Origin of the sequence: Salinicola salarius (assembly GCF_002179555.1) — a bacterium.
GTDB classification, from domain to species: Bacteria; Pseudomonadota; Gammaproteobacteria; order Pseudomonadales; family Halomonadaceae; genus Salinicola; species Salinicola salarius_A.
Window position 1 is genome coordinate 17,349 of the sequence record NZ_NHOU01000008.1, and the last position, 15,770, is coordinate 33,118.

The window sequence follows — 15,770 nt, forward strand, 5'->3', positions numbered from 1 at the left end:
CATCATGATCGACCTGCAAGGCTACGGCCCGCGGCTGCTCGAGGGGGCCATGGTCACCATCGAACTGGCCGTGCTATCGCTGATACTGGCAGTCATCCTGGGATTGTTGACCGCCAGCGCCAAGCTATCGCGCAATCGGCTGATCCACGGTATCGGCACGCTCTACACCACGCTGGTGCGCGGCGTGCCGGATCTGGTGCTGATGATGCTGCTGTTCTACGGCGGTCAGATCGGCATCAACATGCTCACCGACCAGCTCTATTACGCCTTCGATATCGATATCTTCATCAACATCAACGCTTTCGTCGCGGGCGTCATCACCATCGGATTAATCTTCGGGGCCTACATGGGCGAAACCTTCCGCGGGGCCTTCCAGGCGGTGGAAGAAGGCCAGATGGAAGCCGCGCGCGCCTACGGCATGAGCCCGCTACTCGCCTTCAGACGCGTTCGCTTTCCGCTGATGATGCGTCATGCCCTGCCGGGGATCGGCAACAACTGGATGGTGCTGCTCAAGACTACCGCGCTGGTCTCGATCATCGGCCTGACCGACATGGTCCGTGTCGCTGCCGAAGCCACCAAGGCAACCCATGAGCCGTTTCTGTTCATGATCCCGGTGGCGATGATCTATCTGCTGATCGCCACGCTGTCCGAGTGGGGCTTCGCCAAGTTGACCAAGCGCTACAACACCGGCTTTGGGGAGTCCAGCGAATGGAACAATTGAACGGCTGGTTCACCGACCTGTTGTCCGACAACACGATCTTCACCGCCAATACGCTGGGCTTCTACTGGGGCGGCTTCGTCACCACGGTACAGCTGGTCTTCCTGTCGCTGGTGATCGGCATGATCCTGGCGGTGCCGCTGGCCATCGGCCGCGGTTCGAAGCGCCGCTGGATCAAGCTTCCGATCTACGCCTACACCTACGTCTTTCGGGGTACGCCGCTGCTGATCCAGCTCTATCTGGTCTACTACGGCGTGGTCTTCTTCGAAGGCATTCAGGACAGCATCTTCTGGGTGGTGTTCAAGCAGGCGTTCTTCCCGGCACTGATCGCGTTCACGCTCAACACGGCGGCTTACACCACCGAGATCTTCCACGGTGCGATCAAGAACACCGCCAAGGGCGAGATCGAAGCGGCCCGCGCCTACGGCATGTCACGCAAGTTGATGATGCGCCGCATCATTCTGCCCAGCGCCTTTCGCCGTGCCTTGCCGGCTTACGGCAACGAGGTGATCTTCATGCTGCACGCCAGCGCCGTGGCCAGCGTGGTGACGATCATGGATCTGACCGGCGCGGCCTATTATGTCTACGCCCGTTTCTACGCGCCGTTCGATGCCTTCATCTTCGTCGCGCTGATCTATCTCTGCCTGACCTTCGGCATCATGTTCGTGTTTCGAAAGCTGGAAAAACGGTTACTGGCGCACCTGCGTCCGCGCGGCGCCTGAGCGCAGACCAGGTCATCGTTCGACGTCATCTGCCATCATCACCACACACAAAGAGAACTTCTCATGAACAAGTGGATCACCGGCGCGCTTATCGCGGGCGCCCTCGTATCGGGTCAGGCATTCAGTCAGGCCATGGCCCAGGAAAGTCAGGATGCCATTCGCCTGGGTATCGACGTGCCCTACGAACCCTTCGTCGTGCGTAACGCCGAGGGCGATCTCGAAGGCTTCGAGATCGATCTCGGCAACGAGCTGTGCACCCGCGCCAACCTCGAGTGCAGTTGGGTCGAACAGGGCTGGGACGGCATCATTCCGGGCCTGCTGGCGCGCAAGTACGACGCCATCCTGTCGTCGATGGCGATCACCCCGGAGCGCGAGCGCCAGGTGCTGTTCTCGCTGCCCTACTACAACACGCCCAGCGTCTGGATCACCGCACGCGATCGCGATATCGACATCGATGACAAGGCCTCCCTGGAGGGGCTCTCCGTGGGTGTGCAGCGCGGCACCATCCGCGATGTCTACGTCACCCAGGAGTACGGCGACGTTCTCGACATCCACCGCTACGGCTCCTCCCAGGACGTGGTCAACGACCTCAAGTCCGGCCGTCTCGACCTGACCTTCGAGGATTTCCCGATCGCCAACGACGCCATCGATTTCCGTCAGGACGACAGCCCCTACAAGCAGCTCGGCGACAGCATCAAGACGCCCACCTCGATCTTCGGCGAAGGCGCGGCGATGGCGTTCCGTCAGCGTGACAAGGCGCTGGCCGCCAAGTTCGACAAGGCGATCTGCGAGGTTTACGCCGATGGCACCTTCGACGAGCTGATGGAAAAGTACTTCGATTACGATCTGTCGGTACGCCCGAGCGAGCAGGACTGCGCCGAATAATCCCGCCCCCGTCCGGTCGCAGGCCATGGTGCCAGCGACCGGGCCTCATGATTCTCGAGTCGAGGAAGTGTCGTGGAACACCAGAAGCACCCTTTGATCAGCCCGGTGCCGGGCACCGAACGCTACATCGACAGCTTTCATTTCGGCCCGGCGGATGCCGAGCGGCATCTCTACGTGCAGGGCGCGCTGCATGCCGATGAACTGCCGGGCATGCTGGTCGCCTGGACGCTCAAGCAGCGCCTCGCCGAGCTCGAGGCCCAGGGACAGCTGGCCTGCCGCGTGACGCTCGTGCCCGTCGCCAACCCGGTGGGGCTGGACCAGCAACTGATGGATACGCCGCTGGGGCGCTACGATTTCGAGAGTCTGACCAACTTCAATCGTCGCTACGTGAACGTGGCCGATAGCATTGCCGACGGCCTTGAGACGGCACTGAACGACAACATCGCTCACAACCGCGACCTGATTCGCGATCGTTTCGAGGCTGCGCTGGCGTCGATCACACCGACCACCACGCTGGAATCCATGCAGCTGACGCTGCAGCGCCTGGCCTGCCGTGCCGACTTCGTGCTCGACCTCCACTGCGATTTCGATGCCGTCGAGCACCTCTACACCACGCCGGCGGCCTGGCCGGTATTCGAGCCGCTGGCGCGATACTTCGGCGCCAAGGCCAGCATGCTGGCCACCGATTCCGGCGGCCAGTCGTTCGACGAGTGTTTCACGCTGGTGTGGGAACAGCTGCGACAGACGTTCGGCGAGCGTTTCCCGCTCGACTACGGCTGCCAGTCGGTGACGCTGGAATTGCGCGGTCAGTGCGATGTCGATCATGCTCTCGCCGGTCACGATGCCCAGGCGATCATCGACTGGCTGCGGCATCTGGGACTCGTCGCGGGCGAGGCGCCGGCATTGCCCGAACTGGCCTATCCGGCCACCGAACTGGCGGCGATGGACTTTCTGCATGCGCCGATCGGTGGCCTGCTGGTGTTCCACGCCGAACCCGGCATCGAGGTGGTAGCCGGCCAGCTCATCGCCGAGATCATCGATCCGATCAGCGATCGCGTCGAACCGGTTCATGCCTCCCAGGCCGGCATGTTCTATGCCCGCAGCCAGCGCCGGATGGCCACCGCCGGCATGATCGTCGCCGATATCGCCGGTCATCACAGCCATCGGAGCGGTTATCTGCTGGCGCCGTGAATCAGGCGTTGATTGCGGCGATATTCAATTGTGTAAGCATTGGTTATGCTGCGGTTGTCGCCCATCGAGTGTCAGGAAGCCTTCACTGTTCAAAAGGCGGTGAATGGACCGGGACCGAATCGCAACACACAAGAACTCACGCATCACAAGAGAGAAGCGATCCATGAAGAAACTGCTGACTACCAGCCTGCTCGGCGCCGCGCTGATCGCGGGTGTCGCCCAGGCCCAGGATACCGAACAGCTGCGCATCGGTGTCGACGTCCCCTACGAACCGATGGAATACCGTACCCCGGATGGCGAGCTGACCGGCTTCGACATCGAACTCGGCAACGCCCTGTGCGCGCAGATCAAGGCCGAATGCGAATGGGTCGTTCAAGCTTGGGACGGCATCATCCCCGGCCTGCTGGCGCGCAAGTACGACGCCATCATGTCGTCGATGACAATCAACGACGAGCGCCGCCAGACCGTGCTGTTCTCCGACCCGTACATCAAGCCGCCCTCCGCATGGTTCGCGGCCGCCGACAGCGGTATCGACACGGTCTACCCCGAGTCGCTGAAAGGCAAGACCATCGGCGTCCAGCGCGGCACGTTGCAGGACAACTACGTGACCGACATGTACGGCGACGATGCCGACATCAGCCGCTACACCACGGCCGACGATCTGGTGCTGGACATGGATGCCGGACGCGTCGACATCGCCTTCCTCGACTTCCCGGTCGGCAAGTCCACCCTGTTGGATAGCGAAGACGGCAACTACGTCACCGTCGGCGACATGATCAGCGAGCCGGAGAAATATTTCGGCGAAGGCTTCGGTATCGCCTTCCGCCCGCGCGACAAGGAGCTGGCCGAACGCTTTGACGATGCCCTCGCCACCCTGAAGGACAACGGCACCTACGACGAGATCTACGACAAGTACTTCAAGGTCCAGTAAACAAGTACTCCAAGGTCAAGTAATCGTCGCTACCCACCGGGCGTGATTCAGCACGCCCGACGACGCCATAGTTTCCGGCGAGATCTATCAGTCTCCCTCGAGACTCGCCGCGTCAAGGCACAAGGCCCCGATCCCAGGATCGGGGCCTTGCGTTTCTGGATCCGCGCCGACCATCGCCGCGTGCGGCGTCCTGTAAACCCCGTGACGCGATTGAAACCGCAGGTTAGCAGCAACGGCGGAAAGCCCCGTTTCGCCAGGCCGGAATCGCAATAGCAATCCCTATCGATCGCTACGTAAGACAGCAAATGTTTACCGTTCTAATGTGGAGAGCGGTACTGACGATCCGTATTCTGCTAGGCATTGCTCGATCTGATAGAGAGAAAGGGAGCCCACGCAGGCACCGCACGAAAGAACGATTTTGCCCATCGATAGAGGCTATCGCGTCAAGAAGCAGGGGAGATCCCATGGATCAGTGGTTCAATCAAACGCCGGAAGAGATAGTACTGTGCCTGGGCCTTGCCTCGCTCGCACTGGTTTATCGGCGTCCCTCCCGCTTGGGCCTGCCAGCCTGGCTCGCCACATCGATGCTCCCGACCAACGGCCGAGGGGCGGAAGTTGCCGTTCAGGTGGCCGCCCACCCGGTTAGCGGCAAACTGCAGGTCTATCATCTCTCGCGCTGGTTCGAGGCCGTGTTGATCGATCCCGCCAACCCGCCGCTACGCGACGGCGAGACCGTCTACCTGATCCGTTGGGAAGCGCGCCAGGCCTGGGTTAGCCGGGTACGCAGTCATACCCCGGCCAAGCCCTCGAAGCGCACCCACAAGCGCTGGCAGTGGAGCTTCGATTAGCCGAGCCGTCAGCGGCTCGGAAAGCTTGAAACGGGCATCGGCACCGGGCTCTACGCCGTTGAAGGTCTGGCAAAGCGCGCCACCAGCCTCGCCATCCCCGGCCCCACCAGCACGACAGTGAATAGTCGCAACGTCTGCAACGCCACCACCAGTCCGACATCGGCATGAGTATCGATGGCGATGATCGTCATCGAGTCGAGGCCACCGGGGCTGGTGCCGAGATAAGCGGTGATGAACTCGGTATGCATCAGCAGGGTCATCAGCCAGGCGGAAAGCGCGCATAGCGCGATCAGCATCAGCGAGGCGAAGATCATCTTGCTCAATGCGCGGGCGATGTTGTGGATCGTCTCGCGATCGAAGCGCAGCCCCACGTAGGTGCCAATGACGCCGTAAGCCAGCTCCAGCAGCGGCTGCGGCAACACGATGGTGATGATGCCGGTCAGATGCAGCACGCTCCCCACCATCACCGGCCCCAGCAGCGCGCCGGCGGGCATCCGTCGATCGAAGATCCACACGCCGATGGCGACCACCGCCAGCGTCGTGACGAGGTCCCCCAGATAGCCCAGACCGATGGGAAGAGCTGCCGCATGGCCCGCGTTGCCGCTATCCGTGACGCCTAGATAGTGACTCACCAGCGCCCCCACCAGCACCACGCAGACCACGCGCACGTACTGCATTGCCGCCACGATTCGGGGATCGGCGTCGGTTTCCTCGGCCATCGCGACCATGGCAGCGGCGGCGCCGGGCGTCGTGCCCCAGGCTGCCGTCGAGCCCGGAAGCCCGCCGTAGCGAACCAGCCTGATCCCCACGATCAGGCTCAACAGCAGGGTAATCGCCGTGGCGATCAGCATCACCGGCCAGGCATCGAGAATCTTGAACAGCACCGACAGGGTCAGCGTCTGGGCGATCAACACGCCGATGACGCCCTGACTGAGCTTGAAGCCGATGCGGGGCAGCTTCAGGCCACCGACCATGACGCCGTAGGTGATCGAGACCGCCATGGGCCCGATGAAGCCGCCAGCCGGCATGTGGATCGCGTTCAATGCGCGATTGGCCACGACACAGCCGATAACGAGCAGCAGCCAACGCATCCACGTCGGGGGAGAAAAGCGAGGCGGAGAAGAATCAGCGGACAAGGTCGGGCTCCGGTAAAAGGCTAGGCTTTGTCTGAAAACTGCCTGCGCTCGGCCATACGTCGTTAAAAATCGGCTCAAAGTACTCATTTACACCGCGTAAACTGGTACGCCAGCCCGGTCCGTTTTCGCCGATTTTTGCCTTGTCTGACCTTCGCTCAACGACTTTTCAGACAAAGCCTAATGATATCAACTTTGGCTAATACCGGGCAGGGTTTGTCGACAATCTCGCGCGTCCGGCTGTCATTTAGCGCCACGATGCGACTCGCCGTGCCGCCCCTGCTCGCGCGGAAGGCTGCTACAGTCAGTAGGGAAGCGCGATGCCAACCCCATGGAGATCGACATGCTACGAAGCCTCGTGACCTCGTCCGGCACTGCCCTGCTGCTATCGCTCTGCGGCGAGACGCTGGCCCAGCAGCCGGTACGGAGCGGCCCGCCCAATGCTCCGGATCAGACGCCGGCATTCGAACGCCAGACCCGCGCCCCCGCGATCGAAGGCGATGTTGCGCTGGTCACGACGCCCGTGGCAGAGGGACTGGTCCACCCGTGGGGGCTGGCCTTTGTCGACAACGACCTGGCGCTGGTGACCGAGCGCCCCGGACGCCTGCGCGCCGTCGACCTGCAGAGCGGCACGCTGTCCGAACCGATCGAGGGGCTGCCGGAGATCGATGCCCGCGGCCAGGGCGGGTTATTCGATGTGAGCCTCGATCCCGACTTCGCCGACAACAGGCGAATCTACTTCAGCTACGCCGAGCCTCGAGGCGATGGCAAGAACGGCACCGCCGTCGCTCGCGGCGTTCTCGGCCAGGACCACGGCCGCCTGGAAAACGTCGAAGTCATCTTCCGTCAGACGCCGGCCTGGGACTCCACCAAGCATTTCGGCTCCGCGCTGGAGTGGGATAACGAAGGCAGGCTCTACGTAACCCTGGGAGAGCGCTCGCTGCCCGAATCCCGGCAACTGGCACAGGATCTGAACACCCATCTCGGCAAGATCGTGAGGATCCACGCCGACGGCTCCATTCCCGACAGCAACCCGTTCGCTAATAGACAGAACGCAAGTGTCGCAACAAGTACCGAAGACGGGCTGGCCGAGATCTGGTCCTACGGCCATCGCAATGTGCAAGGCGCCGCCCTATCCCCGGAAAGCGGCAAACTATGGACAATCGAGCACGGCCCGAAGGGCGGCGACGAGCTCAACGTCCCGGAACCCGGCAAGAACTACGGCTGGCCGATCATCACCTACGGTGAGGACTACAGCGGCGCGCCCATCGGCGAGGGCCTGACCGCCAAGGAAGGCATGGAGCAGCCGATCTACTACTGGGACCCGGTCATCGCCCCGGGCGACATGACCTTCTACCAGGGAGAACGCTTCTCCGGCTGGCAGGGCAATCTGATCATCGCCTCGCTCTCGCCGGGCGGCCTGGTTCGGCTCACGCTCGACGGAAAGCGGGTAAGCGGCGAGCAGCGTCTCGCACAATCTCTCGGCCGCGTGCGCGACGTGACGGAAGGGCCGGACGGCGCGCTATGGGTACTGACGGATGCCAGCAACGGCGCGCTGATTCGAATCACGCCCGAAGACGAGTGATTCCGTTCATGACGGCAGGTGAACGATAGCGCCGCGAATGCCGCGTTCGTCGATCCATAGCTTGCCGAGCGTGATCGGCAGGCGAAAACGGCGCTTCCCCGCCGCGCCGGGGTTGAACCACAGCTGGCGCCCGCTGGCGCTCTCCCGCCACGCGTTGCGCGGCTTGTGGGAGTGGCCGTGCAGCACGGCCTCGAACGCCATTCGCTCATCGATATCGGCGATATCGTGAACCAGCTGCAGAACCCGGCCATTGATCACCAGACGCCAGTGCAGTGGCAAGGAAGCACATTCTCCTTCGATATCGATATTGCCACGGACAGCATGGACGGGCGCGAGCTCGGCCAAGCGCTCAAGAATGGCCGGATCACCTACGTCACCCAGGTGGATCAGCGGGTAGCAACCGGCCAGCAGCGCCAGCGCTTCGTCTCGCAGCAGCCCGTGAGTATCCGAAATGACGCCGACGGGAGCATTGGTCTCGAACGTTGCCGAGGGAATCGCCTCTGCCATCGCTACCCTAGCCCGAACCCGTCAGACACGTGGACGAAACAGCCGCGCCATGGCGTCACAACGAAGCCATGGCGTATCCCACGGAATAGGCTCAAGCGCCACCCGGGCTGGATTTGACGGTCGAACTCTTTTCCATACCCTCGTAACTCATGTTGCCGTCGGCGTCGATCTTGCAAGTGAGATTGTACTTGGCGTTGCCCTCGCCAAGCAGATCGACGAGCAGCTCGAACTCCTCTCCCTGTTTGTAGTTCTTGGCGTTGGTCTCGTAGATGGACTTGCCATCTATCTCCTCGGACTGTTCATCCTTCTGCACGGCAAGATCACGACACTCCTGCGCGAGCTTGGGAACCCCTTCCTTCTGAACCCCCGTCTCGCGGGCGTCTTCCTGCTCGCTGGTCTGATCTCCCGACTGCTTGTCCAGATTGGGCTGATCACTCGTCTTGTCCTGTGCCATTGCCCCGCCACCGAACAGCAGCGCACCGAGCGCCAATCCCAGACCGGCGTTCTTCATCCTTTTCATCGACATTGCACCTCTCCCTGTTGTGCCGTTTGCCCACGCAGTATAGGAGAAGGCCACATTCTGCAAGGTTACGTTTTGCAATGAATGCTCAGCCCCACAGCCGGCGGGTGGCGATGGCAGCCCCTTCGCTCAGCGCCTTGAGCTTGGCCCAGGCCACGTCCTGCGCGACGAACTCGTAGCTCGCGAAGGTGCCGAAGCCGCAGTCGGTGCCTGCCACCACGCGCTCGCGGTCGCCGATGGCCTCCACCGACGCGCAGATGCGGTTGGCGACGACCTCCGGGTGCTCGAGATAGTTGGTGGTGACATCGATCACGCCCGGCATCAGCAGCATGTGATCCGGCAGCGGATGCGTCTTGAACGAGACGGTCTCGTGCTCGTGACGGGGGTTGCCCAGCGGAATGCTCAGCGCACCGACCTTGGCCTGGTAGAGGATCGGCAGCAGGTCCGCCACCGGCACGTCGTCCTGGTGCGGCCCTTGCCAATTGCCCCAGCAGACGTGCAGCCGCACTTTGTTCGCGGGAATGTTCTCCAGCGCCAGATTGATCGCCTCGACGTGCAATTCCACCCGTTCGAGAAAGGTGCCAAGATCGGCATCGCCAAACATGATGACTCGTTCCATGGCGAGATCCGGCGCATCCAGCTGCAGAATGTGCCCGGCTGCGACGATGGCCTCGTACTCCTGCTTCATTTCCCGCGCCACCGCCAGCACGTACTCGCGATCGGTGAGATAGTCGGGGTTGTTCTCCGCCCGCAGCATGGTCGTGGTCACGACGCCAGGAGACGCGGCGGTCATGAAGGTTTCCAGCGGTCGAGGACGGTTGACGAGCGCGGCATCGAACGACGCGAGCTCCGCCTTGACCCCGGCCAGAGTCGGGTCGTACTGGACGGCACGCTGGGCCAGCGGCGTGTTCCAGACCTTGGCGAGATCCTCCGAGACTCCGATCTGACGCGCCATGTGCTCGGCGTAGCCGGGGAAGCGCTGGATATCCAGCGTCGGCTTGCGCCGCCCTTCCCCGCCGAAGCCGGTCATGCGTTCGGTGACGTAGGTCGAGAAGCCGACCCGCGGCGCCTCGCCGTTGTTGATGCTGTCGAGCCCCGCCTCGAACTGTGCGGCGATCACCCCGTCCAGGCAGCGCGCGACCTCGCTATCGAAAGCCGCTGTGTCCACCGGCTTCCCCTGTTCGCGCATGACCAGCAGCTTCGACAGTTCGAGCGTCCGCGGCAGGCTGCCGGTATGCGTGGTGATGATGCGATCGCGACTGGTCTTCATGATCTTTCCTTGGCGTTGTTGGCCGGCTCGAAGGCGGCGAGAGGGTCGGCAGGCAGCGCCGCCGAAAACGTAGGCCGCCAAGGATACCCAAGCGACGGCGAGGATAGACCTATGGCGGCATGAAAGTTATACAGCCACTTCATGAATCAAATTCATTGATAGATGAAAAAAGCGGTACGCGAACGAAAAACGCCCCGAGGTCGAAACCTCGAGGCGTTCGTACGGCTAGCGTCGATACGAAACGGTATCGACCTCCGGCACCGGCTCAGTCGTCCAGCGCTTCGGGCAGGTCGGTGACCGCTCCCTTGGACGCCGAACTGACCGTCTTGGCGTACTTGGCCAGCGTGCCACGAGTGTAGCGCGGTGCCGGACGCTTCCAGGCCGCGCGGCGGCGCTCCATCTCGGCGTCGTCGATGTGCAGCGTCATCACGTCGTTCTCGGCGTCGATGGTGATCTCGTCGCCATCCTCGATCAGCCCGATCGGGCCGCCGACGAAGGCTTCCGGCGTGATGTGGCCGACCACGAAACCGTGGCTGCCGCCAGAGAATCGGCCGTCGGTGATCAACGCCACCTTGTCGCCCAGGCCGCGGCCCATGATCGCCGAGGTCGGCGTCAGCATCTCGCGCATGCCGGGGCCGCCCTTCGGCCCTTCGTAACGAATGACCACGACATCGCCGGCGACCACGGTCAAATCGTTGATCCGCGCTTGCGCTTCCTCTTCGGAATTGAATACCCGAGCGCGACCGGTAAAGCGGGTGCCTTCCTTGCCGGTGATCTTGGCCACCGCCCCTTCCGGCGCCAGGTTGCCATAGAGAATGCGCAGGTGGCTGGTCGCCTTGACCGGCTTGTCCAGCGGTTTGATGATCTGCTGATCGACCGGATACGGCTTCACGTCCGCCAGGTTCTCGGCCAGCGTCTTGCCGGTGACGGTGATGCAGTCGCCATGCAGCATGCCGGCGTCGAGCAGGATCTTCATCAGCGGCTGGATACCGCCGATCGCCACCAGTTCGCTCATCATGTAATGGCCGCTGGGACGCACGTCCGCCAATACCGGCACACGCTTGCCGATCTCGGTGAAGTCATCGAGGGAGAGCTCGACACCGACGGTATTGGCGATCGCCAGCAGGTGCAGCACGGCATTGGTGGAACCGCCGAGGGCAATGACCACGGTGATGGCATTCTCGAATGCCTTGCGGGTCATGATGTCGGAGGGTTTCAGGTCCAGCTCGAGCAGTTTGAGCACGGCCTCGCCGGCGGCGCGGCAATCGTCGTGCTTGGTCTGCGAGACCGCTTCCTGGGCCGACGAGTTGGGCAGACTCATGCCCATCGCCTCGATCGCCGAGGCCATGGTGTTGGCGGTGTACATGCCACCGCAGGAGCCCGGCCCGGGGATCGCGGTCTCCTCGATCTGCTTGACCTCGATCAGCGACTTGTTGCCCTGGGAGTAGGCGCCCATCGCCTCGAACACCGAGACGATATCGGTGTGGCCGGCGCCGGGCTGGATGGTACCGCCGTAGACGAAGATGCTGGGCCGGTTGAGACGAGCCAGACCGATCATGCAGCCGGGCATGTTCTTGTCGCAGCCGCCGATGGCGACCACGCCGTCGAAGCCTTCGCAGCCGGAAACGGCTTCGATGGAGTCGGCGATGATCTCGCGCGAGGCCATCGAATACTTCATGCCCTCGGTGCCGTTGGCGATACCGTCGGAAATGGTGATCGTGTTGAAGATCACGCCCTTGCCACCGGCGGCATCGGCGCCGTCGCTGGCCGCTTCCGCCAGCACGTTGATATGGCTGTTGCACGGGGTGACGCGGCTCCAGGTCGAAGCGATACCGACCTGAGGCTTCTTGAAATCTTCATCGGTGAAACCGACGGCGCGCAGCATCGCGCGACTGGCGGCCTTGCCGGGACCATCGACCACCTTGGCGGAATGGCGACGACGGTGATCCGTATTGTCGGGAAAATTGTCGTCCGGGAAATCCTGGCTCATCAAGCACTCCTCATTTTCGTCTGTTCGCCGCGGGGGCAGTCTGGCTGCCACATCGGGCAGAGGTTGAGCGACACAGGCCGGCTGGATGATGCAGCGAAAGGTGACGGTCGGCTTGTGTCGTGGTGTCACGGTCAGATGACAATGCACGGACACGGCGGCTCTCGTGAAGCGAATCGGCCACGTCCGATACAGAAAGGGTGGCCCATTGTAGCGGCCCGAAGCGCGCACGGACATCCGACCATGGCGGAAATCGGCCATCTCCTGCGCGCGACCGTCTATGCAATACTGGCGGGCGCCCTGTGCCACCGTTCCCCACCGCAACCCGAGCGAGCCTGCCATGTTCGACTTCAAGGAAATCGAAGCCTTCGTCTGGATCGTACGACTGGGATCGTTCCGCCTCGCCGCACAGCACCTGCACTTGACCCAGCCTTCCATCTCGGATCGTATCGCCCGGCTCGAGGACTTCGTAGGCGGGCCGTTGCTGGATCGCGCCCAGCGCCCGATCCAGCCCACGCCGAAGGGTCGACAGTTCTACCGCCACGCTCAGCACATGCTGGAGACGCGCCAGGAAGCGATGGCGATGCTCGAGGCCAACAACCCTTTCCAGGGTGTGCTGCGCCTCGGCGTGGTCGAGACCATCGCTCACAGCTGGTTGCCGGCGTTCATTGCCGAGCTCGCCAACCGCTTTCCCGACATGACGCTTCAGCTCGAGGTGGATGGCACGCCGGGGCTCGCCAACCGCCTGCTCAACCGCCAGATCGACATGGCCTTCACGCTGGGGCCGGTCGACGCCCAGGACATACTCAGTCGCCCGCTGTGCCACTACCCGACCGGCTTGATCGTCAACCCGTGCCTGGCGTTCGATCCCGACACCTTTTCACTGGCAGCATTGGAACGCAGCGGCACGCCGCTGATCACCTTCGCCAGCGACAGCCGCCCCTATCGGGAGCTGCAGTCTCTGTTGCATCAGCAGCGCCTGGAACGGATCAAACTGCACTGTTCCGGCTCGGTCTGGACCATCGTGCGCCTGGCGCTGGATGGTATTGGCGTCGGTGCCATCCCGCCCCGCATCGTCGAGCAGGAGATCGCCCGCGGCGAGCTCGTCACACTGCCCTGCGATCTGCCACGACTGGACTTTGCTGCCTCCTGGCCACAGCACATCGACAAGGCACTGGCCGATGGCGTCATCGACCTGGCGATCGAACTCGGTCAACGTGACCAGCGCGAGCACGCTTGACGCTGAAAAGGCGTTGCCGATGGGTCTCATGTTGGAGGGCTTTGTCGATGAACCTGACGTTGAAAGGTTTTACCGATGAATAAGAATCATAAAAATCGATTGGATTGATGCGTCGTGAACCCATAGCGTTGATGCCATCAGGCGGCGTCCGGCCCTGTCGGCCAAAGCTGCCACGACAATGACAACCAGGATCGACAAGATGCTCTCTCTCGACGCCACCGTCTCTCCGGCCGATGCGCGCGCCGCCATCCGCCGCGGCGACTGGCCCAACACGACCACCGGTATCGCCAATGGCTACGCCCAGGCCAATCTGGTCATCATCCCCGAGGCCTACGCCAGCGACTTCCTGCGTTTCTGCATGGCCAATCGCGAGGCCTGTCCGGTCCTCGACGTCAGCGAACCGGGCAGCTTCCATCCGCAGGCACTGGGAGACGCGATCGACCTGCGCACCGACGTACCCCGCTACCGCGTCTACGAACATGGCGAGTTGGTCGCAGAGCCCGAAGATCTCACCTCACGCTGGCGCGACGACTTGGTTACCTTCTCGATCGGCTGCTCGTTCTCGTTCGAGGAACCCTTGATTGCCGAAGGCGTGCCGGTGCGACACATGGATGCCCGAACCATCGTGCCGATGTATCGCACCAATATCCCGCTGGTGCCAGCCGGCCCGTTTCACGGTCAGTACGTCGTCTCCATGCGCGCCATGTCGCCGGCCGACGCCATCCGAGCCGTACAGATTACTACCGACATGCCTAGCGTTCATGGTGCGCCTCTGCATCTGGCTCGTCCCGAGCTGATCGGCATCGACGATATCGGCAAGCCCGACTTCGGCGATGCGCCGGTAATGGAGGATGACGACATCCCGGTATTCTGGGCCTGTGGCGTCACCCCACAGATCGCGTTGATGAATGCGAAGCTGCCCTTCGCCATGGCTCACGCGCCAGGACACATGCTCATTACCGATATCCCCAACTATCGCCTGAAGTACCGCTAGTAATACCGGGCAACACGACTGGAGCTGGAAAAGCACTGCAGGAATTGGAAGCCCCGATAAGCGGGAAGTACTGCCAAACGAGAAATGCTACTCGTATAACAAACTCAACAAGCGAGACTCTCATGAAAAAGACTCTGATTGGCCTCACCCTCACCGCGCTGACCTCCGGGATCGCCCAGAGTGCGATTGCCGAAACCAGTCTCAACGTGGTCGGCACCTGGAGCGCTGTCTCCCTGCATAAAAACTTCGAAGCGCCGTTCTGGACCCAGAGGCTTCCCGAGGCAAGCGACGGCCAGATTCAGGTGCAAATGACCACCTTCGATCAAATGGGCATCGAAGGCAGCGATGTCTTCAATTACCTGAAGAACGGGCTTTTCAATATTGGTATGACCTTCTCCGACTATGTCGGCGGTGAAGCACCGGCATTGGAAGGCCTCGATCTGCCGATGATGACCACCGATCCCGATAAGGCGCGCGAAGTTAGCGAAGCGTTCATGCCGATCGCCGAAAAAACAATGCAATCTCAATACAACGCCCATGTGCTGGCGATTGCCCCCAATACCCCGCAGGTGGTGTTCTGCAACACACCGATCAAGAATCTCGGCGATCTGCAGGGCAAAAAAGTTCGTGCCAGCGGCCGGACCACGGCGGAATTTCTCTCGGCGATCGGAGCTCAAAGCACAGTCATGGCGTTCAACGAAGTGCCGGGCTCGCTCGAGCGAGGCGTCATCGACTGTGCCGTGACCGGCTCGCTCTCCGGCTACAACTCTGGCTGGCAAGATGTCGCCGATTATCTGTTGCCGCTACCGATCGGCGGCTGGGACACCGTCATTACCGCGGTCAGCAACGATACCTGGAGCTCGCTCGACGATGAGACCAAGCAAACCATCGAAGACCAGATCGAACCTGGTTTCGTCGATCCGGTCTGGAACAATCTGGCCAAGGACGAACAGCAGGGCATTGCCTGCCTGACAGGTAGCGGCGATTGCGAACATGGCGAGCCGGGCGATATGAACCTGGTCGAGGTGACCGATGCCGACCGCGAGCGCGCCCACCAGGCGCTGGTCGATGCGGTGCTGCCGAGCTGGGCATCGCGCATCGACGACGAGACGATCTCGCTGTGGAACGAGAACGTCGCACCGCTGGTCGCGCTTCCCATCGTCAAGTGACCCGCATCACCTAAATCCCGCTTCATTCCGGCCGGCGCCAGCGCGCGTCGGCCGCGCCGAGATGTAGGTA

The 15,770-nt window shown here is 62.3% G+C and carries 15 protein-coding genes; 10 read left to right on the forward strand and 5 right to left on the reverse strand.

All coding sequences use genetic code 11. The features are described from left to right. Positions 1-4: 4 nt before the first annotated feature. The 6 genes from CCD76_RS08235 to CCD76_RS08260 all read left to right on the forward strand — a co-directional run bounded on the left by CCD76_RS08235 (position 5) and on the right by CCD76_RS08260 (position 5,295). Entirely contained in the window at positions 5-721 is a 717-nt protein-coding gene (locus tag CCD76_RS08235) for an ABC transporter permease (RefSeq protein ID WP_087719048.1), read from the forward strand. Next, the gene (locus tag CCD76_RS08240; protein ID WP_087719049.1) at positions 709-1,440 is read left to right on the forward strand and encodes an ABC transporter permease; all 732 of its coding nucleotides are present in this window, start codon (positions 709-711) and stop codon (positions 1,438-1,440) included. Before CCD76_RS08235 ends, CCD76_RS08240 begins: the two co-directional genes overlap by 13 nt. Before the next feature lie 63 nt (positions 1,441-1,503). Beyond that, positions 1,504-2,325 carry a transporter substrate-binding domain-containing protein gene (locus tag CCD76_RS08245; RefSeq protein WP_087719050.1) on the forward strand — a complete coding sequence of 274 codons (822 nt, stop codon included), beginning with the start codon at positions 1,504-1,506 and terminating at the stop codon, positions 2,323-2,325. A gap of 72 nt (positions 2,326-2,397) precedes the next feature. Then, the gene (locus CCD76_RS08250; RefSeq protein ID WP_087719051.1) at positions 2,398-3,516 is read left to right on the forward strand and encodes a succinylglutamate desuccinylase/aspartoacylase family protein; all 1,119 of its coding nucleotides are present in this window, start codon (positions 2,398-2,400) and stop codon (positions 3,514-3,516) included. A gap of 163 nt (positions 3,517-3,679) precedes the next feature. Further along, the gene (locus CCD76_RS08255) at positions 3,680-4,447 is read left to right on the forward strand and encodes an ABC transporter substrate-binding protein (RefSeq protein WP_087719052.1); all 768 of its coding nucleotides are present in this window, start codon (positions 3,680-3,682) and stop codon (positions 4,445-4,447) included. A gap of 464 nt (positions 4,448-4,911) precedes the next feature. Beyond that, positions 4,912-5,295, forward strand: a complete 384-nt coding sequence (locus tag CCD76_RS08260) for a hypothetical protein (RefSeq protein ID WP_087719053.1) — start codon at positions 4,912-4,914, stop codon at positions 5,293-5,295. A gap of 50 nt (positions 5,296-5,345) precedes the next feature. Here CCD76_RS08260 and CCD76_RS08265 read toward each other — a convergent pair whose 3' ends face one another. Then, a complete protein-coding gene (locus tag CCD76_RS08265; RefSeq protein WP_256961211.1) occupies positions 5,346-6,431 on the reverse strand; it encodes an AbrB family transcriptional regulator in 1,086 nt (361 codons plus the stop codon). Between the two features lie 340 nt (positions 6,432-6,771). On the opposite strand from CCD76_RS08265, the gene CCD76_RS08270 reads away from it, so the two are divergent. Then, entirely contained in the window at positions 6,772-8,013 is a 1,242-nt protein-coding gene (locus CCD76_RS08270; protein ID WP_087719174.1) for a PQQ-dependent sugar dehydrogenase, read from the forward strand. A gap of 6 nt (positions 8,014-8,019) precedes the next feature. On the opposite strand, the gene CCD76_RS08275 is transcribed toward CCD76_RS08270, so the two are convergent. The 4 genes from CCD76_RS08275 to ilvD all read right to left on the reverse strand — a co-directional run bounded on the left by CCD76_RS08275 (position 8,020) and on the right by ilvD (position 12,300). Further along, positions 8,020-8,520, reverse strand: a complete 501-nt coding sequence (locus tag CCD76_RS08275; RefSeq protein ID WP_087719055.1) for a metallophosphoesterase family protein — start codon at positions 8,518-8,520, stop codon at positions 8,020-8,022. A gap of 91 nt (positions 8,521-8,611) precedes the next feature. After that, complete coding sequence (locus CCD76_RS08280; protein WP_087719056.1) at positions 8,612-9,046, reverse strand: hypothetical protein; 435 nt, start codon at positions 9,044-9,046, stop codon at positions 8,612-8,614. 82 nt (positions 9,047-9,128) lie between these two features. Beyond that, the gene (locus tag CCD76_RS08285) at positions 9,129-10,310 is read right to left on the reverse strand and encodes a methionine synthase (RefSeq protein WP_087719057.1); all 1,182 of its coding nucleotides are present in this window, start codon (positions 10,308-10,310) and stop codon (positions 9,129-9,131) included. Between the two features lie 265 nt (positions 10,311-10,575). After that, positions 10,576-12,300, reverse strand: a complete 1,725-nt coding sequence (gene ilvD / locus CCD76_RS08290) for a dihydroxy-acid dehydratase (RefSeq protein ID WP_087719058.1) — start codon at positions 12,298-12,300, stop codon at positions 10,576-10,578. A gap of 337 nt (positions 12,301-12,637) precedes the next feature. Between ilvD and CCD76_RS08295 the strand changes: the two genes are divergently transcribed. From CCD76_RS08295 to CCD76_RS08305, 3 genes are all read left to right on the forward strand, one after another. Beyond that, positions 12,638-13,537, forward strand: coding sequence for a LysR family transcriptional regulator (locus tag CCD76_RS08295; protein WP_179208881.1), 900 nt, complete (start codon positions 12,638-12,640; stop codon positions 13,535-13,537). A gap of 199 nt (positions 13,538-13,736) precedes the next feature. Then, on the forward strand, positions 13,737-14,531 hold the full coding sequence (locus tag CCD76_RS08300) for a putative hydro-lyase (RefSeq protein ID WP_087719060.1): 795 nt from the start codon (positions 13,737-13,739) through the stop codon (positions 14,529-14,531). A 44-nt stretch (positions 14,532-14,575) separates the two neighbouring features. After that, positions 14,576-15,700, forward strand: coding sequence for a TRAP transporter substrate-binding protein (locus tag CCD76_RS08305; RefSeq protein ID WP_256961212.1), 1,125 nt, complete (start codon positions 14,576-14,578; stop codon positions 15,698-15,700). Positions 15,701-15,770 lie beyond the last annotated feature (70 nt).